The organism is Grimontia kaedaensis (assembly GCF_023746615.1).
GTDB lineage: Bacteria > Pseudomonadota > Gammaproteobacteria > Enterobacterales > Vibrionaceae > Enterovibrio > Enterovibrio kaedaensis.
Genome location: NZ_CP082275.1, coordinates 1,117,700 through 1,131,931, shown reverse-complemented (window position 1 = coordinate 1,131,931; position 14,232 = coordinate 1,117,700). Strand labels below are relative to the sequence as shown.

Here is a 14,232-nt window from a genome sequence, read left to right as displayed (position 1 = left end):
ACCTCGGGTTGGTAACTTACAGGTTTGGTTTCAAACCAACCGCGTCGTTACGAACCAGTTTCCAATCACGCGCTGACAGCGGAATCAGACCACGGTCAGTCAGGTAACCTTCGTCACCAATCGCATCTTCAGAAGTGAAGGCCGTTACGTAATCTTTCAGGCCAGGAATCACATCTGCGTGTGCGTTTTTCACGTAGAAGTAAAGCGAACGAGATACTGGGTAAGAGCCGTCACCAATCGCATCAAACGTTGGTACTACACCACCGATTTTCGCACCCTGAACTTTGTCAGAGTTTTGCTCGAGGAAGCTGTAACCGAAGATGCCGAATGCGTTAGGGTTCGCGTCCAGTTTCTGTACGATCAGGTTGTCGTTCTCACCCGCTTCGATGAACGCGCCATCTTCACGAATGCCGTGACAAACTGCTTTGTACTTCTTCTTGTCTTGCTTCTTCATCGCTTTCAGCTCTGGGTATTGCTTACAGCCGCCTTCCATTGCCAGCTCTACGAATGCATCGCGAGTACCAGACGTTGGTGGTGGGCCCAGAACTTCAATTTTGGTCGCTGGAAGAGAAGGGTTAACGTCTTTCCAGGTTTTGTTCGGGTTTTCGATGAGGTTGCCGTTCGCATCGGGAACAACTTTAGCCAGTGCAGTGAAAAGATCTTTCAGAGAGATATCGAACTGCTCAGACTTTTTAGAGTTAGCGAAAGCGATGCCGTCGTAACCTACTTTGATTTCAGTGATGTCTTTAACGCCGTTCTTTGCACACAGCTCGATTTCAGAGCTTTTGATTTTGCGCGATGCGTTAGTGATGTCTGGGGTGTTTTCACCCACACCTGCACAGAACAGTTTCAGACCACCGCCAGAACCGGTAGATTCGATTTTCGGTACAGAGAATTCTGAAGTGCGACCAAAGCGTTCAGCTACAACGGTAGCAAACGGGTACACTGTTGAAGAACCAACAATGCTAATGTAGTCACGAGTCGCTGCAGCAGCGTTATTCGCAGCGAATACTGACAGGCATACTGTCGATGCCGCAATCAGAGCCTTAAGTTTCACATCAACCTCCAAGTCGATAGTTTTTTTGAGTTCAACTGTCAGTGTCCTCACTGACCGTTATTCGATTTCTTATCAAAACCTGCTATCAAAATTAGAGATCGCTTGTGACACTAACCTTAATGAAATGTGAACATTTAATTACAGGGCGTAATGTCACTTAATTGAAATATCAATGACACCCATCCTTCATCGCTTTGACATAATTCCTGCCTAGTTTATTTCCGTGCCTCACCCTCGCCGCAACTGTCTTTTTTGCCGTATCGACAACGCTTTATCGCGGAATTTCGCTTGCTGATTGGCACAAGAGAAGCACAGCTATATGCCCAAGCCATCTGAATCCCGTGAATTAGAGCTGATTGTGCATAGCAACGCTGTCGCTTCCAACACTCCGATAAATAAAAGAGAGTAAAGATATGGCTCAACCCGCCTCAGTTGGCTCAAGCCCCTCATCCAGCGTTGGTTCGTCATCGCTTGCCGATCATGACGTTCGCTTGAAACACAAACCAACCGTCCTTTTCCTGTGTGACGGTCAAGAAGGTTATTCCTTAGTGGCAGGCGCGATTTTGGCACATAAAGCAGACAGTCATTTTGATAGCTACAGTGCCTACACCAGTGCCAGTTGCGATGTCGCCAATGCCTGTCAGGCTTTGAGGCAGTACAATATTGCCTGTTCAGATAAGCATTTCCATCCTATAGAAGCCTACAACCGCAATAATGTGGATTATTTGATTGCGTTAAATCCCGCTTCGGTTCAATCAGGCAAACCTCTGCCAAAGTATGTAAAGTTTATTCCGTGGGATATTACTGAGGGTGGGGAATCGAGCGACCGACAGAAAGCGGTAAAGTACATCAACGATCAGATAAACTATTTTCTGTCTGTCTATCTGTACCGTTGATTTGTTCGTTTGTTCAGGCGGGCTATTTAAGCAGAGTATCGCTGTTGATAGATTCAAAGCGGTTTCGGCCGCTGCTTTTGGCTTGACACAGCATTCGGTCAGCACGGGCAACTAAGTTGCCAATCACGCGTAAAGGACAAATTACAACGATGTAATGGTTACTGGGCGCCTCGACGCTGACATGGCACAGTTTCTGCCCTTGTCCTTAGCATCTTTTAGGGCATTGTGGGCGAGGTTAATCAGCTTGTCGACAGCACGGGCATACGGAATTTGCTTCTCACTGTCACTCCGAAACGCGCAGTAGCCAATACTGATGGTCACGGGTTTATTGTCTATTGCACACAAGGCAACATTTTCCGACATACGCTCGCACACTTTCACAACTTCTGACTGCAAGGTGTCCGGCAGCCAAACTAAGAACTGCTCGCCGCTGTAGCGTGCCACATAGTCATAGTTACGCACAGCTTGCCTAAGCGCTGTTGCTACCCCTTTCAGAATACGATCACCCTCTTCATGACCATGCTTTTCGTTGAGCATACGGAAGAAATCGATATCCACCAGTGCAATCGCGCCTTCGCCGTCGCGACGGATTAACTGGTTCAGCTCACGGTACAAATAGTCAAACAGCGCACGGCGGCTTGGCAGCTCGGTCAGTATATCCACTTGCTGGAGGTTTTCGAGACGTTCACTGAGCTGACGGTAAGATTCACGAGCACCGTTGAGCTCTTCACGGTATTCCTCATTTTCTAACTTTAACTCCAGAATGCCTGCCAGCAGCGTAAGAACGCTGTCACTATCAGGATGTGGACTGCCATCCGCCTCTGCCATCACACTCAGCGTTCCCCACACCGTTCCGCCGAAATAGATCGCTACGCCCCAATACGCAGTGGGCAATCGGTTAACGCCCGGATGACCAGAAAGCTTTTCGTGCTTTCGAGTGTCCGGTGCCATTAGCGGCCCTTCCATGCCAGCAGTCACACTACAAAACGTGCTGCCCAATGCGACGACATCACCTGCTTTTTTTGATAACACGCTGCCGTTTGAATAACACTCCACCACTTCCAACTCCAGATTGTCGATGCGGGAGAGACAAGCGCTGTCAGCGTCGAATTGCCACGCCGCAATTTGAAGTAACTCCCTCACCCATTCAGAAAAATCCAGGTCTTTTCGACGGGCTAAATGTTGGACAAGACTAACGATACTGGTTTGCACAACAGATATTTCAGAATCGGAAGAATGGGATGACATAGCGGTACCTTGTTCAATTGCCTTATAAAAACAAATAGCACAGCAAACGATATATGCTCATTTCTTTGACGACTGTATCAACAACAAAAGTCACTCCGGCCTCACATGCACCGCAAGGATCCGCTTACTTTCCTTTTTCACTTCAGGACGTTTTTTCCAGCTCCATAGCCTGTCACGGGCTTCTTTAGCCGCAGTTTCTAGCGTCAAGCAAGGCTGCGGATAGTCGCCATCGTCCCCAATACTGACGCCATACATTTGTTGTTCCATGGGCGTTAGAAGCCAAGGTTCGAAAACTAGTGGTGCTGGTACGTTTCTTAGCTCGGGTAGCCAGCGGTAGATGAAAGCGGCCTCGGGGTCATGCTCTTCTGCTTGTTTGGTGGGATTGTATATGCGGATAGTGTTGGTACCCGTCACGCTGGCTTGCATTTGGAATTGTGCATAGTGAATACCAGGTTCGAAATCCAGAAAAAGACCCGCCAAGTGCTTCACCCCCAATCGCCAGTCAATATTCAGGTGATGACATAGGAAGCTCACCAACATGGAGCGCATCCGAAAGTTGATGTAACCGGTCGCATGAAGGCAGCGCATGCAGGCATCCACCAGCGGGTAGCCTGTCATTCCTTGCTTCCAATATTCAAGGTCCCTGAAAACTTCTTCATCCTTTCTGTAGGGGAAGGCTTCATAGCCGCGGTTTACATGGCGAAACTCCATGTTGCATTCGCTTTCGAATTTCTGGATGAAGTGGCAATGCCAGTGGAATCGGGATGACAAGGCACTAAGCGACCGCCGCCAACCCTTATCATTCCAGTGCTGCAGGAGTGTCTGATACACCTCCCTGACACTGATGTTTCCCCAAGCCAAATACGGAGAGAGCCGCGAGCAATGGTTGCGGCTTTCGGCAGGTTTAGAAATTTTGTAGGCGTAGTCTTTGCCACGACCTTCGTAAAAACTGTGGAGCGTTTGCCATGCTAGTGTCGCCCCACCAGTCTGCATCCCTTTTTGCTTTTGTTGCCACGACTCAGGCGGACAAAAACTCGATAGATTAGTGTTTCCCTCATCGATGAAAGTTGCGTTACTTAGCTCTGGCGTAACAATAGGTGCCCGCATGGTTTTGTCCCACGCTTTGTCCCATCCATCACGGCTTATCGCTCCTCGTTTAACTGCCCCTGTTTGAAATTCCTGCCAATCAATTGCTCTTTCTTTACACCAGCGTTTGACTTCCGTGTCGCGTTCAAAGGTTTTCATCAAGCCGGTTTCTTCATGGGAATACATAGCTTTCACGGCAAATTGCGAAGAAATATTTTCCAGCATTTCAATACAATCACCTTGCGCCACCAACACTTTTCCGCCAAACGGCAAAAGCTGTCGATTCATGTCTTCCAGCGATTGCCAAACGAAACGCCAGTGGCGCTCTGAGTAATGTTCATCGCCGAGCAGCATTGGCTCGTAGACATAAAGCAACAGGATGGGTAAACGCGAATCTATGGCCGCCTGCAGCGGTGCGTGGTCGGTCAAGCGTAAATCGCGCTTAAGCCAGACCAAGGTGATCGTTTCTCGGTTTTGATTTGGTGATGAGGGCATGAATTGGTCGTGTTTAAGTGTTTTGATTATTTACGCAGTCCATCACACGTTCGATCTTCCCTTCTATCGAGTAGCACCGATAAATTCGAATTATCAAAGCGTTGAATCTACGCTTTAAAAAGCACCTATTTCCAAATATGAAATCACGGCTTTCAGGGAGACTTATGATGCCTAGAGTGACGTTCGGACAAACCGGAAACAGCGTTGAGCTTTCCAGCGGCAGTTCGCTGATTGATTTGGAAGATACTGGCAAAAGTGAGGTGCCTTTTGGATGCCGTTCTGCCGCTTGCGGAACTTGCCTGATTGATGTCGAATCCGGCATGAATAATCTCGGTCCCCGAACAGAGGAAGAGCAGGATCTGTTACATGATTTGGATATGGATGGCGACAAGCGCCGACTTGCCTGTCAGTGCAGGATTTTTGGCGACGTCACTATCACCCCGCTGAACTGAAACTTCCCGCGCCATAGAAAAATGTGCATGTGTGTTTGATCTAAGCCGCATGCACGCTGCTCTAATGAGGTAAAATCTTCCCGCTCCCTAGGGGCTATAGCCCGCATTACACATCTACTCCAATGAAGGTTTTCGCGTGATATCCAAACTGCCCAAATGGGTTGAGTACGGCGCATTTATTCTTGCGTTGACTGCCGGCTTTGTTAATGGAATTGGTATGCTCGGATTTGAGCACCAGGCCATCTCACACCTTTCGGGAACGGCAACTTTGATCGGTACGGATATTATCAACAGCCACCCGGTGAAACTCGTGCACTTGCTTTGCATTCTTGCGGGCTTTTTCGGTGGCGCCATGCTCTCTGGCTTGATCCTGAAAGATGGCACCTTATCGCTGGGGCGTCGCTATGATTTTCTTCTGCTTGTGGAAGCAGCATTGCTGCTCGGTGCCATTTACCCAATGAGCCAGAGCACGGTGTATGGTTTGTATTTCGCCGCTGCAGCTTGCGGCATCCAGAATGGCTTGGTCACTAGTTACAGTGGTGCAATTGTGCGAACCACACACATTACGGGGATCATCACTGATTTGGGATTGATGTTCGGGGCATGGCTACGAGGACAGCCTCTCAATCAACGCAAACTGGTTTTATTTATTGTGATTGCGATTGGGTTTATCTTCGGCGGCACTCTGAGTGCCATTTTATTTCCTATGCTGAAAGAAAAGGCCTTTGTACTTCCCGCCAGTATCTGCGTGATATTGGCCCTGATCTATCGTATTCATATGAGAAGAGCGAGGATCCACCTTAAAGCAATCGCTCCCAATCAGCAGGCGCGAGATTGACGGCGGAATTTGGCTTTATACATTTCACCATCTGCACGATTTAGCAGTTCATCGATGTTGGCATCAGCTTTCACTTCAACACTGCCGATACTGACATCCACACCATAGTCTGCAATGCCAACACAAAGTGAAGCAGCAAGCTCCCTAAAATCATGTTCTTTTTTGCTCAAGGCAACAAATTCGTCCCCACCCACCCGAAAAGCGGCCTGAGTACCAAACATCGACGATAAGTTTCGGCCAAAGATTTCCAACACCTTGTCCCCGACTCTGTGGCCATGAGTGTCATTGCATTGCTTAAATTTATCAAGATCAAAGTAGTAAAGGTGATGGGTAATCAAGCCGAGTTTGGAGAAACGCTCAAAGCAGGCGCGGCGGTTGCCTAACTGGGTGAGTTCATCTAGCCTGGCATCTTTATATAGCTTGGCGCGCAGCGATTTGTTCGCCGCTACTTCGCCACTCAAACGCGCTATCATTTTTTCACCGGCTACGGTTTGCTTCAAAAAGCCATACGAGATAAGCACCATTCCCATAATGGTCAGGCTGGTATCGAGATAAAGCACTTTGAATTTCTCGCTGCACACCAACTCATCAAGCACATCGAAGAGATTACCCAAACCGTAGACGAGCCAGCCTATCCAGAGCCAGGTTGCCATTCGCATACTTTCATAGCGAAAGCACTCGAATGCCATAGATAAACCAATCCCTAACCCTATAATTTCCTCATAGACTCCAGCATCTTCCTTGATAGTGATGGCGTCAACACACACCATCATCGTGACGAGGATCGTCCAGATAACCAAATGGTACAGCCAACGTATTGAAATTCGATTCAAACCGCCCTCCTGGTTACTTTTTGATCGATTTAGGTCACTTTAAAAGAAATCTGATGCAAACCCGCATTCGAATTCATTGATTCGAGAAGTGACTCGAAACTGGAAGAAACGCCTATTGACAGTTATGCCAGTTAAAAATGGAGAAAATCTTGAACACGTACAAGTAAACCGAGCGGGCTTTATGCCATAGTGAATCTTTTCGGTTAAATCACGCACAAGGACGAAGTATGAAAGACGAAACTCTCTCGATCCACGCTGGCTATCAGACGGATCCAACGACAAAGTCGGTAGCAACACCGATCTACCAAACCGTCGCCTATGAATTTGACAGCGCGCAACACGGCGCGGATCTGTTCAACCTTGAAGTCCCTGGGAATATTTACACCCGTATTATGAACCCAACCAATGATGTACTGGAACAACGCATGGCTGCGTTGGAAGGTGGTTTAGCGTCACTGGTTGTGAGTGCAGGTAGTGCGGCGATTAACTACGCGATCCTGACACTGGCAGAAGCTGGCGACAATATTGTTTCAACACCACAACTCTACGGCGGCACTTACACCCTTTTCGCGCATATGCTGCCGAAGCAAGGCATTGAAGTGAAATTCGCTAAAGACGACAGTCCTGAATCGCTGGCTGAACTTATCGATGACAACACCAAAGCCGTTTACTGTGAAAGTATCGGTAACCCTGCGGGTAACATTGTCGATATTGGGCGAGTGGCAGAACTGGCTCACGCGAAAGGCGTGCCGGTTATCGTGGATAACACAGTCGCTACCCCTGTGCTTTGTAAGCCAATCGAACATGGCGCAGATATCGTAGTTCATTCTCTAACCAAATACATTGGTGGTCACGGCACTACACTGGGCGGTGTGATTGTTGATTCAGGTAAGTTTCCCTGGGCACAACACAAAGAACGTTTTCCTGTGCTGAACCAGCCAGAGCCTTCTTATCACGGTGTGGTATACACGGAAGCGTTTGGTGAAGCTGCCTTTATCGGCCGCGCACGCACCGTACCGCTGCGCAACACAGGTGCCGCGCTATCGCCTATGAATGCCTTTATGTTGATGCAAGGTTTGGAAACCCTGCCACTTCGCATGGAGCGTCACGTAGAGAATGCAATGAAAGTTGCCGAATACCTTAAGGGCCACGAGAAAGTGAGCTGGGTAAGTTACGCCGGTCTGCCAGAATCTGAGCACCATGAACTGGCGCAGAAATACATGGACGGTAAACCTTCAGCAATCCTTTCTTTTGGCCTGAAAGACGGTTACGACGCAGGTGTCCGCTTCTATGATGCACTGGGTCTGTTCAAGCGTTTGGTGAACATCGGTGACGCGAAGTCGCTGGCTTGTCACCCTGCTTCAACAACCCACCGCCAATTGAGCGTTGAAGAACAGGCGCAAGCCGGCGTTTCACCGGAAATGATCCGCTTGTCTGTCGGTATCGAACATATTGACGACATAATTGCGGATTTGGAGCAAGCGCTGAACGCTTAATTCCTGTTTTCGCCAACAAGCCCACCTTGTGTAAGGTGGGCTTTTTTGTGCAAAAGATCACCCAAAGTTGCTCCGCATTGAATAGTAAGATTTTTCCTTTTTTTTATTAAAGTATTACGTCGCAATACCGATACATAGGGGGTGAGAAGTCAAAGTCAGGTTCACATGCAAATTCACGCGCTCGATAAAGCCCAACTCATTACAGATATACAGCTAGGGGGAAACCTCAACCATGCTGTGTATCAGGGCCGTCGTTCAGATTTTGCTTTGATGCTGGCGCTGCTCTCTGGCGATGCAACAGAAACCACGCCGCTCAATCCTCCTTATCCAGAAAAGATTACAGAAGCGCAGCTTCGAAAAGCGTTTGATCTTCCAGAGCCTACTCGTCTGATTGCTGAAGATAGGGACTATGAGCTTTGCGAATCTCAGGCAGATGCCTTTCAGAAAGCGGGTTTAGCGAGCGCAAAACTCAATGATTGCGTCAGCCCCTCTGCACTACATTTTCCTGCTATTGGAACACACAATTTGGGTGAAGATGTTTATCATAATTTGTCAGGACATCAACGAAGACAATTAGATAGCGAAAATGGCAAGACTGCCGCATTAGATCCGGTAAATTTATATAACCAATTGGTAACTGCGAAGCGCTTCAATGAAATGCATGTTAAAGCATAATCCATTGATTTTATTGCCATAAAAATAGTCGCTACCACACTCATCATATCAATTCAACTTCTTCCACCCCAAAAAATCAAACTGTGATCACTTACTAAAAAAATCATTTTGCACACAGTTTGCACAACCTTTTTTGAACAAATTCACACCACTTTCGTAGATCATGGTCCAAGATTGTTATCCGCCTCTTAAAAAGCTGGGTATAAGTTGTTAGTCATCGTCGTATAACAATGAAGTGTGTCGGAAATAAAATAGAAAGGTCAGACAATGGATATTGCTAAATCCGTCATTGTGATTACAGCTGCAGGGACTCCAACAGGTCGCGCTATGGCTGAACACTTTTGCAGGCTAAATGCCCGCGTTGCTCTCGTGGATACGGACTCTCACCAACTTCAGTCAACGTACGAATCGTGCCTGCAAGTCGGAGGAATTTGTTTTTCTTTTTACCTCGCCAACCGCAGTGTAGAAAACATTTCTTACCTTTTTGAAGAAGTGAATCGCGAAATGGGGGCTGTGGATGTACTTATCAACTACTGGCAAGGCGGATCTTTACCAAATCTGCTCGCCAGTCAGGATGCAGCCAACGATGTTGTAAAAGACACCATCGCAGACGTCGCTTCCAATTTGTACCTGTTTGGACGAGGCGCAGCATTCAACATGCTGAATAAAGGGCGCAAGGGGGTGATTGTGAATATCCCCGGCGTACTCACCCCCAATAACACTACCCCAGCCTTTGACAGCTCTAACGCAGTGATCAAAGGCCTGACCCGAAGCTGGGCCCAGGAGCTGGAACACGCTAACATTCGAGTAGGCGGCGTATTGCCAAGGCTACGCCACAGTGATGAAGGTAACGTTCACTATCCCCCTGCAGTGAACTACGACATGATTGATGGTGCCGCTTACATCGTCGAAAACGACAGTTTCACCGGCCGTATCTTAGAAGCAGCAAGTTAAACGGCCGGTGAGTTTTGCCGTAGCCGCTTCTATGCCCTGTTAATTTGATTTGACCGCATACCAGGCGATTGGATAGGTCCCATCGTCAGGGAGTTGTCACCTCAAAAGGGTATTTGCCACTGCCAATAAAAAAGCCCGCTTACGCGGGCTTTCTCTTTATTTCTAATTCAGAAATTATGCTTTGGCAGCTTCTTTCTTTGCTTTCGCAGCTGGTTTAGCGGCTGCAGCGTTACGGTCTTCACTTTTCTTGATAACCGTAGTGCCTTCGAAAGTCTCACCTTCTACGAATGCTTTACCGTAGTAAGATGCCAGCAGCACTTCTTTCAGCTCAGTGATCAGAGGGTAGCGTGGGTTCGCACCAGTACACTGGTCATCGAACGCTTCAACTGCTAGCTCATCAATCTTCGCCAGGAAGTCAGCTTCCTTCACACCCGCTTCCTGAATAGACATTGGGATATCCAGGTTGCCTTTCAGCTCGTCCAACCATGCCAGAAGACGTTGGATCTTCTGAGCAGTGCGGTCTCCCGCTTGAGTCAGACCGAGGTGGTCAGCCACTTCTGCGTAACGACGACGTGCTTGTGGACGGTCGTACTGAGAGAACGCAGTTTGCTTCGTTGGGTTGTCGTTTGCGTTGTAACGAACAACGTTAGAAATCAGCAGTGCGTTCGCTAGGCCGTGTGGCAGGTGGAACTCAGCACCGATTTTGTGTGCCATTGAGTGACATACACCCAGGAAGGCGTTCGCAAACGCAATACCAGCGATAGTTGCTGCGTTGTGCACTTTCTCACGAGCGATTGGGTCGTTTGCACCGTTCGCGTAGCTAGAAGGCAGGTATTCTTTCAGCATCTTCAGTGCTTGAAGAGCCTGACCGTCAGAGTACTCGTTCGCCAGAACAGATACGTAAGCTTCCAGTGCGTGAGTTACTGCGTCGTAACCCCCGAATGCAGTCAGCGACTTAGGCATGTTCATCACCAAGTTCGCATCTACGATAGCCATTTGAGGCGTCAGTTCGTAGTCAGCCAATGGGTATTTCGCACCGGTCTTGTCGTCAGTTACAACGGCGAATGGTGTCACTTCTGAACCTGTACCTGAAGTGGTAGTAATACATACCAATTCCGCTTTCTTACCCATTTTCGGGAACTTGTAGATACGCTTACGGATGTCCATAAAGCGCATTGCCAGTTCTTCGAAGTGCGTTTCTGGGTGCTCGTACATTACCCACATGATCTTCGCAGCATCCATTGGTGAACCACCGCCCAGTGCGATAATCACGTCTGGCTGGAAGCTTTGCATTGCTGCAGCACCTTTTTCTACCACTGTCAGTGTTGGGTCAGCTTCTACTTCGAAGAAAGTCTGTACTTCCATGCCTTGTGCTTTCAGCAGGGCAACAACTTCGTCTGAGTAACCGTTGTTGAACAGGAAGCGGTCAGTGACAACCATTGCGCGTTTCTTACCTTCCAGATCACCCAGTGCGATTGGCAGGCTGCCACGACGGAAGTAGATAGATTTCGGTAGTTTGTGCCACAGCATATTTTCAGCTCGCTTCGCTACAGTTTTCTTGTTGATAAGGTGCTTAGGACCAACGTTCTCAGAGATTGAGTTACCACCCCAAGAACCACAACCCAGAGTCAGTGATGGTGCAACGTTGAAGTTGTACAGGTCACCGATACCACCGTGAGTGGTAGGGATGTTCACAAGAATACGTGCGGTTTTCAGCTTATCGCCGAAGTATTTGATGCGATCTTGGTTGACGTCTTGGTTGGTGTATAGGCCAGAGGTGTGGCCGATACCACCGATTTCAACCATGGTGACTGCTTGCGCTACTGCGTCTTCGAAATCCGTAGCACGGAACAGACCCAGTGTTGGAGACAGTTTTTCGTGAGCGAATGCGTCATCAACAGACACTTTGTGCAGACCTTCACCTACCAGTACTTTGGTATCAGCTGGAACGGTTACGCCTGCCATTTCAGCAATGGCTGCAGCTGGCTGACCAACGATATTTGCGTTTAGAGCACCATCAATCAGCAGTACTTTACGTACTTTGTCTGCTTCATCTTTGCTCAGTACATAACCTTTGTGAGAAGCAAAACGCTCTTTCACTTCGTCATATACAGAGTCAACAACAATCGCTGCCTGCTCAGAAGCACACACTACGCCGTTATCGAAAGTTTTAGACATCAGGATAGAAGCAACTGCACGCTTGATGTCAGCCGTTTCGTCGATAACAACAGGAACGTTACCCGCACCTACGCCGATAGCTGGTTTACCAGAAGAGTAAGCCGCTTTAACCATGCCTGGGCCACCCGTTGCAAGGATCAGGTTGATGTCGTCGTGCTTCATCAGCGCGTTAGACAGTTCTACTGAAGGCTGGTCAATCCAACCGATGATGTCTTTTGGTGCGCCTGCTGCGACTGCTGCGTCCAGAACCAGTTTAGCGGCATCATTCGTAGAGTTTTTCGCACGTGGGTGTGGTGAGAAGATAATACCGTTACGGGTCTTCAGAGAGATCAAAGATTTGAAGATCGCGGTAGAGGTCGGGTTGGTAGTTGGAACGATACCACAGATGATACCTACTGGCTCAGCGATAGTGAAAGTACCGAACTCGTCGTTTTCTTCCAAAATGCCGCAGGTTTTTTCATCTTTGTATTTGTTGTAGATAAATTCAGAAGCGAAGTGGTTTTTGATGACTTTGTCTTCGACGATACCCATGCCAGATTCTGCAACGGCTTGTTGAGCCAGAGGAATACGGGCGTTGTTAGCAGCCAAAGATGCAGCACGGAAGATTTTGTCTACTTGCTCTTGAGAGTAAGTTGCAAACTCTTTCTGCGCTTTTTTTACGCGCTCAACCATTGCGTTGAGTTCGGCTACGTTAGTTACAGGCATAGTTGTCTCCTACATACCTAAAGTTTGAAAATTATTTAGTAACTACATGCTCGTTTGTTTCGAGACCTAAGCGTCACACTTCCTCAGTGAGCTTTGGCAAGCATTTAGTAAATAACTTCCAAAACTGATTATATATTTTCAGAAAAGCAGAAAATTGATCGGGATCATTTGTAATTAAATTTCACTACGTTTTTCATCAACCGGTCAATAATCGATCGAATCACGCTATAATCGACGTTTTGAAAGCCTAAAACCACAATGAAACTACGTGAATGTAACACATATGCATTGTGTCTCATACAGCTGTGTAACTTCTTTTACTCATACTGTCCCTCTTAGATTTCCGAGCGTGACTGGAATCACATAGTTAGAATAGTAAGGCAGCGTATAACCAAGTTTCCAGCCATTCCCAATCGATTATATTTAGGACACTTATTGCTCAGATCGCCCGAAATACCTGACCTCTTGGCTGAGGCATATTATTTCTTCCTCACCCGAAGTGTATTGATTGGCATTTCATCTTTCGACGTTATACTAGCGCTCAAGATTGGCACTTTTGCGATCCACATCTAATCCTTCCGTTTCTCAGATTTCGAGTGTTTGGGAATGAACAATATTGAACTTGTAATATTTTTTCAGTTTTTCATTGGTTTGTTTGCAGCCGTGAACCCATTGGGCATCATGCCTATCTTTGTGTCGCTAACAGCGCATCAGGATCCAGTTGAACGGAACAAGACTGCATATACGGCAAGTCTAGCCGTGGCAGCTATTCTGGTTGTCTCATTATTGGCGGGTCAGTTACTGCTGGATTTCTTCAGTATTTCTCTCGACTCTTTCCGTGTTGCTGGTGGTCTGCTACTGGTGAGTATCGCTTTCACCATGATGAGCGGTAAGTTGGGTGAAGATAAGCAAAACAAGCAGGAACAATCTGAATCTGTCAGCCGTGAGCAGATTGGTGTCGTCCCGCTGGCAATGCCACTTTTGGCTGGCCCTGGTGCTATCAGCTCAACAATTGTATACGCGAGCCGCTATCCAAATTCTGTGGATACGCTTGGTCTTATCGGCACTATTTGCATCTTTGCAGCCGGCATATGGGGTCTGCTAAGACTCGCACCAGCCATTGTGAAATTCCTCGGCCAAACAGGTATCAACGTTATCACCCGTATAATGGGTTTGATTCTGGCAGCCCTTGGTATTGAATTTATTGCCAATGGTCTTCGCGCCTTGTTCCCTGGCCTAAGCTAAACATTCCTTGTTTCATAGCCCACTCATCTCCCGAGCGGGCTTCTCCTGCTAAACTTCTCATATCTAAATACTTT

Annotated in this window: 12 protein-coding genes; 7 read left to right on the top strand and 5 right to left on the bottom strand. The window is 47.7% G+C overall.

Annotation, left to right across the window (positions count from 1 at the left end; translation table 11 throughout):
* Positions 1-16 precede the first annotated feature (16 nt).
* The gene (locus tag K6Q96_RS05400; RefSeq protein WP_251878443.1) at positions 17-1,057 is read right to left on the bottom strand and encodes a PstS family phosphate ABC transporter substrate-binding protein; all 1,041 of its coding nucleotides are present in this window, start codon (positions 1,055-1,057) and stop codon (positions 17-19) included.
* Positions 1,058-1,470: 413 nt separating this feature from the next.
* Between K6Q96_RS05400 and K6Q96_RS05395 the strand changes: the two genes are divergently transcribed.
* The gene (locus K6Q96_RS05395; protein ID WP_251878441.1) at positions 1,471-1,953 is read left to right on the top strand and encodes a hypothetical protein; all 483 of its coding nucleotides are present in this window, start codon (positions 1,471-1,473) and stop codon (positions 1,951-1,953) included.
* A 141-nt stretch (positions 1,954-2,094) separates the two neighbouring features.
* Here K6Q96_RS05395 and K6Q96_RS05390 read toward each other — a convergent pair whose 3' ends face one another.
* Complete coding sequence (locus K6Q96_RS05390; RefSeq protein ID WP_251878439.1) at positions 2,095-3,201, bottom strand: sensor domain-containing diguanylate cyclase; 1,107 nt, start codon at positions 3,199-3,201, stop codon at positions 2,095-2,097.
* Between the two features lie 90 nt (positions 3,202-3,291).
* Complete coding sequence (locus K6Q96_RS05385; protein ID WP_251878437.1) at positions 3,292-4,782, bottom strand: FAD-binding domain-containing protein; 1,491 nt, start codon at positions 4,780-4,782, stop codon at positions 3,292-3,294.
* A gap of 164 nt (positions 4,783-4,946) precedes the next feature.
* On the opposite strand from K6Q96_RS05385, the gene K6Q96_RS05380 reads away from it, so the two are divergent.
* Together K6Q96_RS05380 and K6Q96_RS05375 are read left to right on the top strand one after the other, a co-directional pair.
* Positions 4,947-5,234 carry a 2Fe-2S iron-sulfur cluster-binding protein gene (locus K6Q96_RS05380; protein ID WP_251878435.1) on the top strand — a complete coding sequence of 96 codons (288 nt, stop codon included), beginning with the start codon at positions 4,947-4,949 and terminating at the stop codon, positions 5,232-5,234.
* Positions 5,235-5,370: 136 nt separating this feature from the next.
* Positions 5,371-6,072 (top strand): YoaK family protein, encoded by a 702-nt coding sequence (locus tag K6Q96_RS05375; RefSeq protein WP_251878433.1) that lies wholly within the window; start codon positions 5,371-5,373, stop codon positions 6,070-6,072.
* Here the strand turns inward: K6Q96_RS05375 and K6Q96_RS05370 are convergent.
* On the bottom strand, positions 6,054-6,905 hold the full coding sequence (locus tag K6Q96_RS05370) for a GGDEF domain-containing protein (protein WP_251878431.1): 852 nt from the start codon (positions 6,903-6,905) through the stop codon (positions 6,054-6,056). The two genes, K6Q96_RS05375 and K6Q96_RS05370, sit on opposite strands and share 19 nt — an antisense overlap.
* Before the next feature lie 227 nt (positions 6,906-7,132).
* Here K6Q96_RS05370 and K6Q96_RS05365 point away from each other — a divergent pair, with 227 nt between their 5' ends.
* The 3 genes from K6Q96_RS05365 to K6Q96_RS05355 all read left to right on the top strand — a co-directional run bounded on the left by K6Q96_RS05365 (position 7,133) and on the right by K6Q96_RS05355 (position 10,030).
* Complete coding sequence (locus K6Q96_RS05365) at positions 7,133-8,401, top strand: O-acetylhomoserine aminocarboxypropyltransferase/cysteine synthase family protein (RefSeq protein ID WP_251878429.1); 1,269 nt, start codon at positions 7,133-7,135, stop codon at positions 8,399-8,401.
* Positions 8,402-8,566: 165 nt separating this feature from the next.
* A complete protein-coding gene (locus tag K6Q96_RS05360; RefSeq protein ID WP_251878427.1) occupies positions 8,567-9,076 on the top strand; it encodes a VC2046/SO_2500 family protein in 510 nt (169 codons plus the stop codon).
* 267 nt (positions 9,077-9,343) lie between these two features.
* Entirely contained in the window at positions 9,344-10,030 is a 687-nt protein-coding gene (locus K6Q96_RS05355) for an SDR family NAD(P)-dependent oxidoreductase (protein ID WP_251878426.1), read from the top strand.
* Between the two features lie 174 nt (positions 10,031-10,204).
* Here K6Q96_RS05355 and adhE read toward each other — a convergent pair whose 3' ends face one another.
* The gene (gene adhE, locus K6Q96_RS05350) at positions 10,205-12,913 is read right to left on the bottom strand and encodes a bifunctional acetaldehyde-CoA/alcohol dehydrogenase (protein ID WP_251878424.1); all 2,709 of its coding nucleotides are present in this window, start codon (positions 12,911-12,913) and stop codon (positions 10,205-10,207) included.
* Positions 12,914-13,519: 606 nt separating this feature from the next.
* On the opposite strand from adhE, the gene K6Q96_RS05345 reads away from it, so the two are divergent.
* Positions 13,520-14,158 (top strand): YchE family NAAT transporter, encoded by a 639-nt coding sequence (locus tag K6Q96_RS05345; RefSeq protein ID WP_251878422.1) that lies wholly within the window; start codon positions 13,520-13,522, stop codon positions 14,156-14,158.
* Positions 14,159-14,232 lie beyond the last annotated feature (74 nt).